The following is a 16,049-nucleotide window of genomic DNA, read 5'->3' on the forward strand; positions in this document are numbered from 1 at the left end:
CTACCAAAGGCGGTTAATTCTGTGGCGACGCAAGTGCCGCTGTCGGCCCTGGGGGAATTCGAACACCATGTTTCCGGTCATCGGCATCGTCGTCCTGCTCGTCATGGTGTTTGGCGGATTCGCGTTCACCGGCGGCGCGCTCGGCCCCGTCATGGAGGCGATCCCGCACGAGATGCTGATCATCGGCGGTGCCGCCGCCGGCGCGCTGATCATCGGCAATTCGGGCAAGGAGCTGAAGGGGCTTGGCGCCGGGCTCGGGAAGGTCTTCAAGGGTCCGAAGTACAAGAAGCAGGACTATCTCGACGTCATCTTCCTCGTCAGCAAGCTGATGAAGATGCTGCGGATGGACGGCCCGATCGCGCTCGAACCGCATGTCGAGGATCCGCAGTCCTCCGCGGTGTTCGCGGAATACCCGAAGCTCCTCAAGGACAAGGCGCTCGTCAACCTGATCGCCGATACGCTGCGCCTGGTCGTGGTGTCGTCCGGTACGCTCGACGTGCATGCGGTCGAGGAGGTGATGGACCACTCGATCAAGACGCATCATCACGAGGAGGAGGCCGCGCACGGGACGCTCGCGAGCCTCGCCGACGCGCTGCCGGCGCTCGGCATCGTCGCCGCGGTGCTCGGCGTGGTGAAGACGATGGGCTCGATCGACAAGCCGCCGTCGATCCTGGGTGCGATGATCGGCTCGGCGCTGGTCGGCACGTTCATGGGCGTGCTGCTCGCCTACGGTATCGTCGCGCCGCTCGCGAACCGGTTAAAGCAGGTGCTTGATGCCGATGCGTCGATCTACGACGTGGTGAAGCAGATCATCATCGCTTCCCTGCACGGCCACCCGCAGCCGCTGGTGATCGAGGCCGCACGCTCGGGCATCGCGCACAAGAACCAGCCAGGCTTCGCCGAAGTCTTCGACGGGCTGAGGGGCAAGTAACGTCGTGGCCGCGCGCGCGCCTCATGGGACGAACCAGCCGCCAAAGGTTATCGTCAAGAAGATCTATATCGAGGGGCATGGCGGCCATCACGGCGGTGCGTGGAAAGTCGCGTACGCCGATTTCGTGACCGCGATGATGGCGTTCTTCCTGTTGCTGTGGATCGTCGGCGCGACCACCGAGAAACAGCGCAAGGGCATCGCCGATTACTTTGCGCCGACCATCCTCAACACGCGTTCGCTCGGCATTGGCGGCGGGGGGCTGTTCGGCGGCGAATCGATCCTCGACAAGAATCGCATCGGGCCGAAGCCTGGTCAGACCAGCATGGCGCAACTGGCTATTCCCGATGCCGGGCTTGGTGGGCCGTCGGCGGGGACGGGGCCCAAGGGTTCGCTGAAGAGCCGCGATGCGCTGACCAAGGAAGACCAGAAGAATTTCCAGGCTCTGCGTCGGCGCGTGCTCGGCGAGATGTCGGGCAATGCGAAACTGTCGCGGCTGCAAAACCATGTCCGCTTCGTGCCGACCCAAGACGGCATGCGGATCGATCTGGTCGACGACGCGGACTATTCGATGTTCGCGCTCGGCACGACCGCGCTCGATCCGGAAGCGTCGGCGTTGATCGGGATGATCGCAGGCTCGGTGCAGGGCATGCAGAACCCGATCATGATCCGCGGTCACACCGACAGCGTGCCGTATGGCGACCCGCGCGCGATGAACAACTGGATGTTGTCCTCGGGCCGTGCCGAGGCGACGCGGCGGCGGCTGTTGTCGGGTGGCACGCCGGAGGAACGGTTCGAGCGGATCGAAGGCGTCGCCGACCGCGAACCGCTGATCGTGAAAGACCCCGCGGACCCGCGCAATCGTCGCGTTGCGATCACGCTGCTCTACCGCCGCGGACTGTTCGCCAAGTAACCGCATCGTGTTCCCAGGGCACGCGCAACAAAAAAGGACCGGTGCCGCGAGGCGCCGGTCCTTTTTGTCGTCACTGGCTGTGTCGCTTACTCAGCGGCGGCGGCAGTGTCCGTCTTGCGCTTGCGCGTCGTCGTCTGCTGGGCAGGCGCCGATTCGGTCTTGCGTGGGCCAGGCTTGCGTCCGAGGCCGATCTTCTTCGCCATCGCACGACGGCTCTCCGAGTAGTTCTCGGCGACCATCGGGTAATCGGGCTTCAGGCCATAACGTTCGCGGTACTCGGCCGGCGTCATGCCGTGCGTCGCGAGGTGACGGCGCAAGGTCTTGTACGACTTGCCGTCGATCATCGAGATGATGTGATCCTTCGACGCGAGCGATTTGCGTGCCGTTACGGCAGGCGTGTATTCCGCGGCAGCTTCGACCGGAGCAGCTTCGATCGTGGTGCCGAGCAACGTCGCGACGGTCTCATGCATCTTGCCGAGAAACGCGGGAACGTCATCAGCCGAACTCCGGGTATTCGGGTTGCCGAGCCATGCGATCGTCAATTCTGTTGCCAGCTCGACGGCATTCAGGTCGGTGGTATCTTCGGCCATAGTATACTCCATTGTCTGCGGACGCCGTAACGGCGTGCGACATTGGGTTCAACCATCCAGATACGTTTTCAGCACATTAAATTGTAAAAATCGACATTGGAAGCGCGAACGGGTGAAGATCGGTTCATTTTGACTGCTCGCAGTTCAAGTTTCCGAGCATGAACAAAGCAAGCACAGTGAAGAGATCATCGGGCGCTGACGGCTGGACGCCTGTCGTCGCGGCGGATAGAACTCGGGTGACGGTCGCGTGCGTATCGTCGGCCGCGTCGATAGCTATCGCGCAACCTGTTCGGCACGCGTCGTAGCTGCGATGCATCCTATCGAGAGAGTTTCCGCATGCTTTCAGGTCCCGACGGCGCGAACCGATCCGAACGCGCGAACCGATCCTCCGGCATGGGCGGGACCGCGAAGGCGCTGTCGAAGGCGGACGCCTATTCGGGCAGCGACTGGCTCGCCAAGCTCGGCAAGGGCAGTGCGGACGACGACGCGCCGATGCTGAGCAGCGTCGGCGATCGGCTGATGCCGCTGCGGATCGCTATCATCGCGCTGATTTCCCTGGTGATGCTCGGTCCGATCATGACCAATGTCGAGGGCGGCAATGGCGGCGACGGGAGCGCCATACGACAGATCGGCTATCTCGCGATCCTGGCCGGCACGATCTTCGCGATCCGCCCCTCGGCGAGTCCGAAGTCGCTGGTCGCGTTCACCTGGCCGATGCTGCTGGCGCTCGCATGGTGCTGGATCAGCGTATCCTGGGCGCTCGACCCGGGTACCGCATTCCGCCGTGTATTCCTGACGACGCTGGTCGCGTGGATGGTGTTCAGTCTCGTCCGGCACGGCGGCTATCAACTGAACGTCGACCTGCTTCGCTATTCGCTGCTCGCCGCGATCCTGATCTCGTATTTCGTGGTCGTGCTGGATCCGATGGTAGGCATTCATCTTGCGGGCGAAGAGCAGGCGATGGCGCTGATCGGCAATTGGCGCGGCTTTCTCGGGCACAAGAACTTCGCCGGCGCGGTGTGTGCGTTGTGCATCATCATGTTCCTGTTCGATGCGAAGCGGATCCGGCCGACGATCCGCATCTTCGCGATCCTGGTGGCGGGGTATTTCCTGTTCCGGTCGCAGTCGAAGACGTCGGGTGGCATGGTGGTGCTCGCCTCGGTCGGCGGCATCGTCTTCGAGACGGTCAGTATCCGCCTGCGCCGCTACATCATCCCGATCCTGATGATCGTCGGATCGGTTTTCTGGTTCCTGACCAGCGCCTATGCCGACATGGTCCAGTCCAACTTCCTCCAGCCAAAGGCATTTACCGGCCGTGGCCAGATCTGGGGGGCGCTGCTGAACTATGCCGGCGATCATCCCCTGCTCGGCGCAGGCTTCGGGTCGTTCTGGAACATCGAGGGCAGCAGCCCGGTGTTCGAATACGGCCATGGCTATGTCACCAAGATCACCGTCGGCCATTCGGGGTATATCGACCAGCTCGTGACGGTCGGTATTCCCGGCGTGCTGCTGATGGTCTTCGCGATGGCGGTATGGCCGTTAGGAAGGCTGCTCGCGAGCGCGGACGTCGCGAAGGGGCGGGGCGCGCTGATCTCGGCGATGCTGATGTTCTGCATCGGCCACAACATCACCGAGAGCGGCCTGTTCGAGCGCGACGGCATCGTCAGCACGATCTTCTTCTTCGCGGTCGCGCTCGCGCATTATTGCACGATGGACGACAAGCGGACCGCACCGGTGAAGCAGGCGGGCGACGACGTGATGCGCGAACTGCGCCGCCGCAAGCGCAAGCATCGCCCGGTGCTTACCGCGGGCGAATGACCGGGTGACGTGCGAGGATCGTCGCCAGCGCAGCCTGTGCGCCGGCCGGCGTGAAGTGCGAATGATCGAAGTGTAGCGGCGTGCCATCGGCGGTGGTCAGGCGGCAGGTCGTGCCGCTGCACTCCGTGTCGATGGCAGAGGCGTAGTCGGCGCCCGCTGCGCGGACCGGCCCGGCCATCGCGCGATCTAGCGCGATACGGTCGGGCAGGCGAAAACGATCCGCGAGCGTCGGTTCGCCGTCCGCGTCCGATCGCACGATCAAGGTCGGCAGGTCCGCGTCGTATTCGACGGAGGGCCCGATCACCAAGACCCGCGCGCCACGCGCCCGCAGCCAGCGGATCGTGTCGAGCAACGCCGGCTGTTCGAAGTCTAGCCACCGTGCGGAGAGCACGATCGTATCGATCCTCGCGAAATCCAGCGTGCCGAACGCGGCGTCCATCGTCGTGCGACAGGTCGGCAGGCCTTTCCCGTGCAGCAGCGGCCGACAGCCCGCCGCAGTCACCTGGATGATGTTCGCCCCTGGCAGCAGCGTGTGCAGCGCTTGCGAGAAATGCGCGCCGTGGCTGTCGCCGAACAGCGCGATGTTGGGCTTGGTCGCCGACAATCGGAGGCAGTCGGGCGAGAAGCCGCGGCCCGTCGGCAGGACGAAGCAGCGATCCGTGCTGAATTGCCGTTTGCCCGCCTCCGTCGAGTCCCAGCCGAGATAGCTGGCGGCCAGCGCCTGACGCGGCGAGAGTGGCCGAATGTCGTCGGCCCTGGCGGCGATCGTCAGCCCGGCAATCGCCATTGCCGCGAGCAGCACGACCGCGACGGCGTGCGGGACGAGTCCCGATCCGCTGCGCCAGCGCCGGCTTGCCGGACGTTCGATCAGCGCAAAGCTCAGCCATGCCGCAGTGAGCGAGGCACAAAGCAGCCCGACAGTCTCGACCGGCGCGAGCGTCGAGCCGTGGCGGATCTGGTAGAAGGCGATGATCGGGCGATGCCAGAGATACACCGAATAGGAGATCAGTCCGACCGTCCGCAGCGGCCACGCCCCGAGCAGTCGTGCCGTCGGGCCCTCGCCGCCGTACGCCAGCAGCACCGCGGCCGCGATCGCGGGGGGCAGCGCGAAGGGAACGGGAAACGGCCAGCCGCTGCTGATCGCGATGCAGCTCGCGGCGATCACTGCGATGGCGAGGATGCACAGGGTTGCCCGGATCGAGCGGTTCGCGATCGTCGGTACGGCGCCAAGCGCGACCAGCGCGCCAAGCGACAATTCCCAGATTCGCGCGGGCAGCAGGAAGAACGCGGCGGAAGGGTAGGTCGTCGCCACCCACCCGCCGACCGCAAACGAGACAAGCGCCAGGCCGGCAATCACTTGCGCGAGACGTTGGCGCGATAGCCTCCGGAGCGACCACAACAACACCGGGTAGAGCAGGTAGAATTGCTCCTCCACCGCGAGCGACCAGGTATGGACAAGCGGCTTGGCGTCGGACGCCGCCGCGAAATAGTCCGAGGTCAGGTAGAAATAGAAATTCGACCCGAACACGCTGGTCGCCGCCGCGCTGCGTCCGAGATCGCGCAACTGGTTGGGCAGCAGGAGCATGCAGCCGATCGCGAGCGTGACGGTCATCATCACGAGCAGCGCAGGCAGGATGCGGACGATCCGGTGGCGATAGAAGCGCGCGATCGAGAAGCGTTCCTCGGCGATATCGCGCACCATGATCGCGGTGATGAGGAAGCCGGAGATCACGAAGAAGATGTCGACCCCGACGAACCCGCCCCGCAACTTGGTTACACCGCAGTGCAGGAGCAGGATGGGCAGGATCGCAAGCGCCCGCAGCCCGTCGATATCCGGCCGATAGCGGAGCGCGCGTCCGTCCTGCGGCGCCGACGTTCGCGTGCCTGCGTGCGCGGCCGATCCTGTCGCTATGCTCTCGCTCACTTGTACCGACGCCCCCACTTGCGCCGTCGGTCTATAGCGGGTGGCGGCATGCTGCTAGGGCCGGCATGGACGCGCCTGCCGGGCGTTGCTACGCGCAGACGGCGGCGGGGGGCGGATCATCTGGTGACGGGTACGAACGACGAGCCTTCGCAAGCGGCGGGTGCGCCGCGCCTTCGGGTGATGCACGTCATCACGCATCTCGACATGGGCGGCGCCGAGAATGTCGCGCTGGGGTTGATCGATGCCTTGCGCGACCGGGTCGAGTTCTCGTTGTTCGCGGTGCTGCGCCAGTCGCCGCTGAGCAAGGTCGGGCAGGACATGGCCGATCGGCTGGCGCGCTGGCACGTGCCGTTCCGGTTCGGCACCGAGCGCGGGTTCAAGTCGGGCGGCGTGGTCTTCGCGGCGCGGTCGCTCGCGCGCGCGGTTGCCGAGCAGCGACCCGACCTGATCCATGTCCATACCGAGATTCCGGAACTAACGCTGGCGGTGGCGGGGTTGATCTCGCGCCGCGTCCGCCGCAAGCCGTTGCTGCGTACCGTCCACAATAGCGAGTTGTGGATCGCCTGGGGCGGCATCGGCCGATGGGTGACGCAACGGCTGGCCAAGGGCGACGCGGTGGCGGTGTCGCGTAACGCCGCCAACGCTGACGCGGCGATCGTCACGCGCGGGCGCCGACCGCTCGCCGACGTCATCTATAACGGCGTGTCGCCACCGGCGACTTCTCCGATCGGGCGGGAAGAGGGCCCGGTACGCCTGTTGTTCGCGGGGCGGCTCGTTCATCAGAAGGGCGCCGACCTGTTGCCTGCTATCCTCCGAGAGGCTCATACCCGCACGCCGCGCCGTGACGTCGTGGTGACGATCGCCGGCTCTGGCGCGATGCGAGACTCGGTGGCGCAAGGATTAGCGGAGGGCCTGGAGGACTGGGACGTCGGGATGACCGCGCCGATCGAGCGGCTCTCCGAACGCCTGCAGGAGTATGATGCGGTCCTGCTGCCGTCACGGTTCGAGGGGTTTGCGCTGCTCCCGCTCGAGGTGCTGATGGCAGGCGTCGCGCTCGTGACGACCGACGCTCCAGGCCTCGATGAAGCGATCCCGGCTGACTATCCGTTCAAGGCCGCGGTCGACGACGTCGCGGGAATCGGCGCGCAACTGGCGGCGGTGATCGACGATCCGGCGACCGCACGCGTCACCGCGGCACGCTACGGCGCAGACCTCGCCCACAGCTTCAGCCCGGAGGCGATGGCGTCCGCGTATCTGGCACGCTATCGCTCGCGTGGGGATACGGGGGCAGAGTGACGGTCGCAGTCGGGATCAAGGCGCTGAACGAGGAGGCGTATATCGACGCCGCGATCGGCAGCGCGCGCGCGGCGCTCGACCGCGTCGGTGGCGGGCTAGTCGTGCTCGCGGACAGCGGATCGTCCGACGCGACGATAGAGCTGGCGCAGGCGTATCCCGGCACGCGGATCGCGCAGCTTGCCGATCCTGCCGAGCGGTCCTGCGGCACGGGGGCACAGCTCGCATTCCAGGCCGCGTCCGAGACACCCGGCGTCCAGTATTTCTACCTGCTCGACGGCGACATGGTCCTCGACCCGCACTTCCTCGAAGCAGGCATCGCGTTCCTCGAGGCGAACCCCCGCCACGCCGCGGTCGGAGGCCGCGTGCGCGAGGTCAACACCGACAGCATCGAGTTCGAACTCCGTGCGCGCAACGATCGCGTTAAGGGAAGCGCGGTGGCGGGCGATGTCGACCGCCTCGATTGCGGCGGTCTGTACCGCGTCGCCGCGGTGCAGCGCGTCGGGCATTTCGCCGACCGCAACCTCCACGCGTTCGAGGAATACGAGCTCGGCGCCCGGTTGCGCGCTGACGGCTGGCGACTGGCGCGGATCGACGTGCCCGCGGTCGAGCATCACGGCCATGCGACCGGCGGCTACCAGCTGATGTGGCGACGGTTGCGCACCGGCTATGCCGGAGGGCCGGGCGAAGTGATCCGCGCCGCCTGGGGCCGCCCGCACTGGTCGCAGGTCCTGCGCGGGTTCGCCCAGTTGCGCTACAGCGTGATCGTCTATGGCTGGTGGTTGGCGATGCTCGTCGCACTCGCGATGGGCCAGAGGATCGCCTTGCTCGCGATCCTGCTGCTGCCCTTGGCGTTCCTGACGATGCGCCGCCGGAGCTTGCGAGTCGGGATCTACTCGCTGGTGACATGGAACGTGATCGCGATCGGCATGCTTCAGGGCCTCGTCCGCGTGCGCCGCCCCGCCGGTGCGCCCGTTGCCGCGCGCGACCTGTCCGCGCCGGGGCGATGAGCACCGCGTCCGGCTATCTCGGCAAGTTCGTCTGGACCGCGGGCACCTTCGTCGTGTCCGCCGGGCTGAAGTTCGGGCTCAACATCGTCCTCGCTTATCTCCTCGCGCCGGAGATCCTTGGCGTGATGGTGGTCGTCAACGCGATCCGGCTCGGCGTCGAATTGCTCACCGATGTCGGGATCGAGCAGAACATCATCCACCACCGCGACGGGCTCGACCGCCAGTTCCGCGACACCGCCTGGACGCTGCAACTGCTGCGCGGCGTGCTGTTGAGCCTGGTCTTCCTGATCGCCGCGCCGTTCCTCGCGCACGCCTACGGCATCGATGTCCGCATCTTCCTGGTCGCCGCGCTGTCGCCGATGATCGGTGGCGCGCACTCGACCGCGATCTTCGTGCTGGTCAAGCAGATGGAGGTCCGCCGCCGCAACCTGTTCGAACTGTCGTGCGAGGCGCTGGCGTTCGCGGTGCAGGTCGCGCTGGCGGCATGGCTACGCTCGGTCTGGGCGCCGGTCATCGGCCTCGTCCTCGCGGTCGCGATCCGCTCGGCGCTGAGCTATCTGCTGCCCGACCCCGGCCAGCGCCTCCGCTTCGACCGCGAAATCGTCCGGCGCATCATTCATTTCGGCAAGTGGATCGCGATCACATCACTGGTGATGTACGCCGCCACCAATCTCGATCGGCTGTATCTCGGCCGGGTCGCGCCGCTCGCGCTGCTCGGCATCTACGGCATCGCGCGCGCGATCGCCGAGCTGCCGACCACGCTCGCGCGGCGGATGAGCTATCAGATCATCTTCCCCGCACTCGCCAGCGTCTCCGAAGGCGACCGGGCGGGGCAGATGGCGGCGATCGCGGGCTCGCGCGCGGTGTTCACGTTCGGCGTCTGCGCGGCGCTGGCGTTGGCGGCGTCGGTAGCGGATGGCCTGATCCTGGTGATCTACGACCCACGCTACCAGGCGGCGAGCTGGATGCTGTCGGTGTTGCTCGGCGGTGCGGTATTCGCGGTATTGTCCAACCTCAACGAGGCGTTGCTGCTCAGCGCCGGGCGGCCTTTTTATGCGAGCGTCGCCAACATGATGCGGCTGGCGACGCTCGCGGTGTTGTTGCCGACCGGTCACCGGCTCGCGGGCTTTCCCGGCGCGGTCGTCGCGGTCGCGGTCACCGAGCTGCTGCAATATGGCTATATCGCGGTCGGCCTGCACCGCGTGCGGATGAGCTTCTGGCGGCAGGACGCGCTGGCGATCGGGGCGGCCTGCGCGGTGTTCGCGGTGATGCTCGCGGCCCGCTGGCAGCTCGGGTTCGGCTCGCCGCTCGCGGGCCTCGGGAGGATCGGATGACCCGGCTGCTGATCGTCCATTATGCCGGCGACTATCGCGAGGCCGACCGCCTGCGCCGTGCCACCGGCGGGGAGACATATTACGGTCACGGCTATGTCCTCGACCAGCTCGCCGCGTGGCAGGCGCAGCACGAGGCGGTCGGGTTCCTCTGCTCGCTCGCGCCCTCCTATTGGGAGACGCTCGACAGCGGCGTGACGGTGATCGGCGCGGACACCAACCCGGACCAGGATCCCGCACCGGTGCTGGCGTTGATCGAGCGGTTCGCGCCGACCCACCTGATCGTGTTCGGGCCGATGCTGCCGCTGATCCGCTGGGGGATCGAGCACGATGTCCGGCTGGGCGTGATCATGGCCGATTCGTTCGCCAATCCCTATTATCGCTGGGTTCGGTTCCGGCGGCTGCCCAAGCTGCTGAACGGTCCCCGCGTGACGCTGGTCGCCAATCATGGTGCCAATGCGGCGCGTGCACTGGTCGGGATCGGTTTGCGCGCGGACAAAGTGCTCGCATGGGATTTCCCGCACGATCGCACGCCCGAGGCCCAGGCCTGCAAGGCGCATGCGTCGGGACCGCCCTTCACGCTGCTGTTCGTCGGCTCGATCAGCGCGAAGAAGGGCGTCGGCGACATGGTTCGCGCGGTGGCGCTGCTGAAGGACCGGCTCGACGTCCGACTCGACGTCGCGGGCCTGGGTGCAACGGACAAGTTCGCGGCGCTCGCGACACGCCTCGGGGTCGCCGACCGCGTCCGGTTCCTCGGCCTCGTCCCGAACGGTGCGATCCCGACGATGATGCAGGCGGCCGATGCGGTGATCGTCCCCAGCCGCCACAATTTCCCCGAAGGCCTGCCATTGACGCTGTTCGAGGGGCTCGCCTCGCGCACGCCGGTGATCGCGTCGGATCATCCGATGTTCGACGGTCATCTGGAGGACGGCGAGAGCGCGCTGGTGTTCGCCGCGGGCAAGCCACGCGCGTTGGCGGATGCGATCGCGCGGCTGATGACCGATCCGGCGCTGTATGCGCGGGTGTCGCAAGGGTCGGCGGCGGCGTGGCACCGGATGCAGAACCCGGTCAAATGGGGCGAGATGATCGATCGCTGGGTGCGTGACGATGCCGAGGATCGCGCCTGGCTGTCGGCGCACACCGTCGCGGCACTGGACGGGCCGGCATGACGGCTCGAACCGGCGCGATCCATTTTACGATGACGCATTCGACGGCCGGCGGCTTGCGCGAACTCTGGGACGACATCGCCGAGGGACTGATCGCGCGCGGCCATCCGGTGAAGCGCTTCGTCCTCTATCCGCCGGCCGACGCGGAGGGCGAAGGCGTCGACATGGCGGTCTGGCACCACATTGCCGACGCCCGCCCGCGATCGGTGCTAGGCGCGGTCCGCACGTTCGCGGCGCTGGTCCGCTATCTGCGCCGCGAGCGACCTGCCGCGGTCGTGTCGGCGATGCCTGCCGCCAACGTACTCCTGCCGCTCGCGGTGACGATCGCGCGCGTGCGCACCTGCGTGTTCCTGTCGCATCACTCGCCGACCGATACGCATAACCGCCTGCTCGATCGGATCGACGGCTGGACCGGCAGTTTGCCGTGCGTCGCCGGGATCATCAGCGTGTCGGACGCAGTCGGCGCGACGCTGGCGCACAAGCCTGCCACCTATCGCGCGCGGACGCTCACGATCCACAACGCGCTGTCGGAGCGGGTCGAACGGGTCCTCGATGCCTTGCCGCGGGCAAAGGCGGGGGGCGACCGGTTGCGCATCGTCGCCCTGGGCCGGCTGTCCTACCAGAAGAACTATCCGATGCTGATTTGCGCGATGGCCCAAGTGCCGGGCGCGGATTTGGAGATCGTCGGCGGCGGCGAGGACGAGGCGGCGTTACGCACGCTCGTCGCGGACCTTGGCCTTGGCGACCGCGTGACCTTCGCCGGCCTGGTCCCGCGCGACGCCGCGCTCGCCAGAGCCGCCTCCGCCGACGTCTTCGTCCAGGTCAGCCGCTACGAGGGGCACAGCCTCGCGCTGATCGAGGCCGCGCGGCTAGGCCTGCCGCTGGTCGTGTCGAACGTGCCGGTGCAGGTCGAGGGCATCACCGCACGCGACGGAACACGGTGCGGGATCGTCGTGCCGCTCGAGGATCCGGCCGCGCTGGCAACCGCACTCCGAGAGTTGCAGGATGATCCCGCACGCCGGTCGCACTGGGCGGATCTTGCCGCGCGGCTCGGCGGCGAGGCGTCGAACGCGCGAATGCTGGATCGGTACGAGGCGGTGCTGGCTCCCGCGGCATCGGCACGATAGGAACAGGGCATGGCGACGGCGATCAACGTAGCGCGACGACCCGCATCGGGGTCGATCACGCCCCAGCAACGCGCGACGCGCCTGCGTACGCGTCGGCGCTACGCCATCGCCAATGCGTGTTTCGTGGTGTTCCTCGCGCTGGTGCTGGTCGGCACGTCGGCGTTCCAGGAATGGGCGTTTTCCGGGGCGATCGGCCAAGGCGACGCGGCCAACCAGGTGCTGCACGTCGTCATCTTCGTGATGCTGCTCGCGGGCAGCGGTATGCCGAGCAAGCGTCAACTGTTCTGCATCCCCCTCGGACTTGCGCTGTTGCTCGCCTATTGCTTCTTTTCGGTAACCTGGGCGATCGCGCCATTCATCTCGTTCCGGCGTATTTCGCTGACCGCGCTCGTGGTCTGGGTGACGTTCCGGCAGATCAACGATCTCGGTACCGAACGTGCACTGAAGCTCATTCGCTACGTGTTGATCGCGGTGCTGATCGTCAATTATTTGATGGTGTTCCTGACGCCGTACGGCATCCATTCGGAAGTGTTCGGCGAGGAATCGTCGGTGGTCGGCGACTGGCGCGGGATCATCCCGCACAAGAACGTCGCTGGGGCAGCGTGCGCGTTCACCGTGCTCTTCTTCACGTTCGACAACCGGCAGTTTCCGCGGATCGTTTCCGCGCTGGTGATCGCGGCGGCGACGATCTTCCTGTATTATACGCATTCGAGCACGTCGGAATTGTCGCTCGTCCTTGCGCTGGCGATGGGTTTTGCGATCCGGCCCTATGATGCCAGCCACCGCTTCGCCGTCGGGATCTGCCTCGCGATGGTCGTCGGGCTGGCGTTGCAGATCCTCTTCGTAAACCTCACGGCGTTGAGCGATTTCGTCAACGATCCCGGTGCCTTGACCGGCCGGGGCGCGATCTGGCCGCTGTTGTTCGAATATGCGCGCGAGCACCTCTGGACCGGCGCCGGCTTCAGTTCGTTCTGGCAAATCGGCCCGGACAGTCCGATCTGGACGCTGACCAGCGGTTGGGTCGCGGTGTATGCCGCGCATGGGCATAACGGCTTCCTCGACCTGCTCGTCACGATCGGCCTGCCCGGCCTGCTGTTGGCGATCGTCGTGATGATCGTCTGGCCGTTGCTGCGGCTGTTGCTCAGCCAGTCGATCGGCAAGCCGCGGCGATCGCTGCTGGTGGCGATCATCATCTTCTGCGCCGGGCATAATCTGGCTGAATCGACGTTGCTGAACACCGCGTCGCTCGTCGAAGTCTTCCTGTTGATCGCGATCGCGATCACTTATCGCGAGTCCGATGCTAGCCCTGGCGCACATCATGCGCTGCGTGGGCGAATGACGCGGTTGTTGCGGAGGCCGGCCCGGCTGTCGCGCCGCTGATGACCGGGGCGATCGGTTCGGCGCGATTGTGGGGGCTGGTGGACGGGCTGTTTCCCGCTGCAGATGGCGCCGCGCGACCGCCGGCACGCCATTGGCCGCTACGCCTCCTGATCTTCGTCATATGGCTCGCGCTCGTGGTGTTTCTGGTCGCGCATCACGTGATGTGGCGCGACGAGGTCCGCGCGCTCAGCCTCGCGACGCAAGGGGCGTCGATCCTCGACATGCCGGCGGCGGCGCGCGGTTACGGTCATCCGCTGCTCTGGCATGTGCTGCTGCGGTTCGGCGCCGACCTGCTGGGGACGAAACTCGTCCTGCCGGGCATCGCGCTGGCGATCGGCATCGTTGCGGCGGGGATTCTGGTATTCGTCGCCCGCCTGTCCTTGCCGCTGATGATCCTGACGCTGTTCGGCGGGTTCGCGACGTTCGATTATGTCGTGATGGCTCGGAACTACGGGCTCGCGCTGCTGCTGCTGTTGCTCGTCGCCTGGGCCTATCCGGGAGTTCGGGAACGCGGCCGGTATCATCCGCTGATCCTCGGCGGCCTGTTGTTCCTGCTCTGCAACGCCAACGTCCATGCGGTCGTGTTGGCCGGCGCCTTCGGTATTTTCTGGCTTGGCGACCTGATCGCGCAGGAGGGTTGGGGCTGGAGCCGGGCGAAGCGGCAATGGCTCATAGCAATGATCGTCGCCGCCGCTGGGGCCTCGCTCGCGTTCGTATCGGTCTATCCGTCCGTCGAGGACGCCCCTGCCGCCGTGCACCGAAGTTTCGGTCAGACGCTGCTCCACCTCATACCCGGGGTCGAGTTCCAGCGGATCTTCGGCAACTTCAACGCGAGCCTGCCGGTCACGATCCTGGCGGCGGTGCTCGTTACCGGCAGCGTCGCCGCCTTTGCGCGCCGCCCCGCGGCCCTGATCGCGGCGATCGCGGCGCTGGCTGGGCTGCAACTGCTGTTCGTGTTCGTCTATCCGGGCCACTATCGCCACGATGCGTTGCTGATCGTGTTCCTCGTCGTGTTGCACTGGCTGACGGCGAAGGGGTTCGGCGGCTGGTACGACACGGTATTCGCCCGTCGCGCAGAGCGGATCGGCCGCATCGCCTTCCTCGCGCTGCTAGCCGCCCAGCTTCCCGCGACCGCGCGCACCGTCGTCCAGGGGGCGAAGTCTCAACCGCAAGGCGAGGCAAAAGCGCTGGTCGACCTGCTCGCGACCAAAGGCCTGTCCCGGTCGGTCGTGATCGCAGATCCGGACTTCCTGATCGAGAGCATCGCCTATTACGGCGCCAACCCGACCTGGTCCGTGCGCCGCGATCGGTTCACGTCGCTCGTGCCGATGACGCTGGCCGAGACCGCGCCGATGAGCCCGGGTCGCCTGCTCGCGACCGCAAAGCGCCTCGCCGCGGCCACGCACAGGCCGATCGTGATCCTTCTCTCCGCGTCGCTCGACGATATCGGGCAGCGCACGGTCATCGATCGCGGCACGTTCGGGCCGCTGATCCTCGATCCGGACGACATCGCCAAGTTTCGCGCGGCAACCACCAAGCTCGCGACGCTGCGGACCGCGTCCGGCGATGAAGTATACGACGTCTATCGACTGGCACCGTAACGACGGCAATTACGGACGCGGGCTTGCCATGCCTTGCTGGGCTCGCGCATAGCATCCTCAATACAGGTCAGACGTTTGCGGTCTTGTAAGATCTGGACGGGGAGACGAGCCGCTGTTCGAACGCGATCATCACAGTACTGCGCCGAATGCCGTCGATGCGTCCGCTGTCGACAAAGGCCGCGTGCGGACCGCGACGATCGGCGGCATGAAGATCGCCCGGCTGCGGCGCGACGAACTCGCGGCGTTGATGCTTGCCGACACGGCGCGCGCGCGGGCCGGGACGCTGGCGGAACCGCGCATCGTCACCTCGGCCAATGGCAGCGTGATCGCCGCGTATAATCGCGACGAAGAGTATCGGCGGCTGATCGATGGCGCGGACATCGTCGATGCGGACGGCATGCCGCTGGTATTCGCCAGCCGGCTCTTGTGCCGCGAACCGCTAGAGGAGCGCATCGCCACCACCGATTTCCTGCTCGACGCGGCCACCATCGCCGCGCGCGATGACATCCGCTTCTTCTTCCTCGGCTCGCGACCCGGCGTCGCGGCCCGTGCCGCGCAACATCTCCGCAGCCGCTTCCCCGGCCTCAAGGTTGTCGGCACGCGCCACGGGTTCTTCTCGCCCGACGCGATCCCGGATATTTGCGCGAAGGTCCGCGCGTCCGGCGCCGACGTGTTGTGGATCGGCATGGGCAGCCCCGCGCAGGAGCGGTTCGCGCTCGACAACCGGCATCTGCTCGGCGGGGTCGCGTGGATCCGGACCTGTGGCGGGCTTTTCGATCATTACGGCGGCGGCGTATCGCGCGCGCCGAGCTGGATGCAGGCGACCGGGCTGGAGTGGCTCTACCGTGCCGCACGCGAACCGGTGCGGCTTGGCTGGCGCTATCTCGTGACAAGTCCGGTCGCGATCTACTATCTGGCAACCAGAACGCATGATTGACAGCCCTCGCGCGGGGCCGGGATCGGCAGGG

Annotated in this window: 13 protein-coding genes; 11 read left to right on the top strand and 2 right to left on the bottom strand. The window is 66.6% G+C overall.

Translation table 11 applies throughout. The annotated features are described in order from the left end of the window. Window positions 1-67 precede the first annotated feature (67 nt). Together motA and E5673_RS04445 are read left to right on the top strand one after the other, a co-directional pair. On the top strand, window positions 68-931 hold the full coding sequence (motA, locus tag E5673_RS04440; protein ID WP_056061555.1) for a flagellar motor stator protein MotA: 864 nt from the start codon (window positions 68-70) through the stop codon (window positions 929-931). A gap of 4 nt (window positions 932-935) precedes the next feature. After that, window positions 936-1,841: a flagellar motor protein MotB gene (locus tag E5673_RS04445; protein ID WP_136189089.1), complete on the top strand. Its 906-nt coding sequence runs from the start codon at window positions 936-938 to the stop codon at window positions 1,839-1,841. Between the two features lie 86 nt (window positions 1,842-1,927). Here E5673_RS04445 and E5673_RS04450 read toward each other — a convergent pair whose 3' ends face one another. Next, complete coding sequence (locus tag E5673_RS04450) at window positions 1,928-2,431, bottom strand: MucR family transcriptional regulator (protein WP_136189090.1); 504 nt, start codon at window positions 2,429-2,431, stop codon at window positions 1,928-1,930. Between the two features lie 336 nt (window positions 2,432-2,767). Here E5673_RS04450 and E5673_RS04455 point away from each other — a divergent pair, with 336 nt between their 5' ends. Continuing rightward, entirely contained in the window at window positions 2,768-4,249 is a 1,482-nt protein-coding gene (locus E5673_RS04455; RefSeq protein WP_136189091.1) for an O-antigen ligase family protein, read from the top strand. On the opposite strand, the gene E5673_RS04460 is transcribed toward E5673_RS04455, so the two are convergent. After that, entirely contained in the window at window positions 4,233-6,173 is a 1,941-nt protein-coding gene (locus E5673_RS04460; RefSeq protein WP_168711562.1) for an acyltransferase family protein, read from the bottom strand. The genes E5673_RS04455 and E5673_RS04460 overlap by 17 nt on opposite strands. A gap of 48 nt (window positions 6,174-6,221) precedes the next feature. Here E5673_RS04460 and E5673_RS04465 point away from each other — a divergent pair, with 48 nt between their 5' ends. The 8 genes from E5673_RS04465 to E5673_RS04500 all read left to right on the top strand — a co-directional run bounded on the left by E5673_RS04465 (window position 6,222) and on the right by E5673_RS04500 (window position 16,018). Next, window positions 6,222-7,469 (top strand): glycosyltransferase family 4 protein, encoded by a 1,248-nt coding sequence (locus E5673_RS04465; protein ID WP_136189093.1) that lies wholly within the window; start codon window positions 6,222-6,224, stop codon window positions 7,467-7,469. Further along, entirely contained in the window at window positions 7,466-8,476 is a 1,011-nt protein-coding gene (locus E5673_RS04470; RefSeq protein ID WP_136189094.1) for a glycosyltransferase, read from the top strand. Before E5673_RS04465 ends, E5673_RS04470 begins: the two co-directional genes overlap by 4 nt. Continuing rightward, the gene (locus E5673_RS04475) at window positions 8,473-9,810 is read left to right on the top strand and encodes an oligosaccharide flippase family protein (RefSeq protein WP_168711563.1); all 1,338 of its coding nucleotides are present in this window, start codon (window positions 8,473-8,475) and stop codon (window positions 9,808-9,810) included. Before E5673_RS04470 ends, E5673_RS04475 begins: the two co-directional genes overlap by 4 nt. Then, entirely contained in the window at window positions 9,807-10,976 is a 1,170-nt protein-coding gene (locus tag E5673_RS04480) for a glycosyltransferase (protein ID WP_136189096.1), read from the top strand. The genes E5673_RS04475 and E5673_RS04480 overlap by 4 nt, the downstream gene beginning before the upstream one ends. Before the next feature lie 29 nt (window positions 10,977-11,005). Beyond that, a complete protein-coding gene (locus E5673_RS04485) occupies window positions 11,006-12,100 on the top strand; it encodes a glycosyltransferase (protein ID WP_168711564.1) in 1,095 nt (364 codons plus the stop codon). 9 nt (window positions 12,101-12,109) lie between these two features. After that, complete coding sequence (locus E5673_RS04490; protein WP_136189098.1) at window positions 12,110-13,480, top strand: O-antigen ligase family protein; 1,371 nt, start codon at window positions 12,110-12,112, stop codon at window positions 13,478-13,480. Next, entirely contained in the window at window positions 13,480-15,081 is a 1,602-nt protein-coding gene (locus E5673_RS04495; protein WP_136189099.1) for a hypothetical protein, read from the top strand. The genes E5673_RS04490 and E5673_RS04495 overlap by 1 nt, the downstream gene beginning before the upstream one ends. Window positions 15,082-15,262: 181 nt before the next feature. Beyond that, a complete protein-coding gene (locus tag E5673_RS04500; RefSeq protein WP_247599573.1) occupies window positions 15,263-16,018 on the top strand; it encodes a WecB/TagA/CpsF family glycosyltransferase in 756 nt (251 codons plus the stop codon). Window positions 16,019-16,049: the final 31 nt, after the last annotated feature.

Source organism: Sphingomonas sp. PAMC26645 (assembly GCF_004795835.1).
Classification (GTDB): Bacteria; Pseudomonadota; Alphaproteobacteria; order Sphingomonadales; family Sphingomonadaceae; genus Sphingomonas.

Excerpts from the sequence above, each read along its gene's own strand:
- motA (WP_056061555.1), top strand. The coding sequence starts at position 68 with ATGTTTCCGGTCATCGGCATCGTCGTCCTGCTCGTCATGGTGTTTGGC.
- E5673_RS04450 (WP_136189090.1), bottom strand. The coding sequence starts at position 2,431 with ATGGCCGAAGATACCACCGACCTGAATGCCGTCGAGCTGGCAACAGAA.
- E5673_RS04455 (WP_136189091.1), top strand. The coding sequence starts at position 2,768 with ATGCTTTCAGGTCCCGACGGCGCGAACCGATCCGAACGCGCGAACCGA.
- E5673_RS04465 (WP_136189093.1), top strand. The coding sequence starts at position 6,222 with ATGCTGCTAGGGCCGGCATGGACGCGCCTGCCGGGCGTTGCTACGCGC.
- E5673_RS04475 (WP_168711563.1), top strand. The coding sequence starts at position 8,473 with ATGAGCACCGCGTCCGGCTATCTCGGCAAGTTCGTCTGGACCGCGGGC.
- E5673_RS04480 (WP_136189096.1), top strand. The coding sequence starts at position 9,807 with ATGACCCGGCTGCTGATCGTCCATTATGCCGGCGACTATCGCGAGGCC.
- E5673_RS04485 (WP_168711564.1), top strand. The coding sequence starts at position 11,006 with ATGACGCATTCGACGGCCGGCGGCTTGCGCGAACTCTGGGACGACATC.
- E5673_RS04490 (WP_136189098.1), top strand. The coding sequence starts at position 12,110 with ATGGCGACGGCGATCAACGTAGCGCGACGACCCGCATCGGGGTCGATC.
- E5673_RS04495 (WP_136189099.1), top strand. The coding sequence starts at position 13,480 with ATGACCGGGGCGATCGGTTCGGCGCGATTGTGGGGGCTGGTGGACGGG.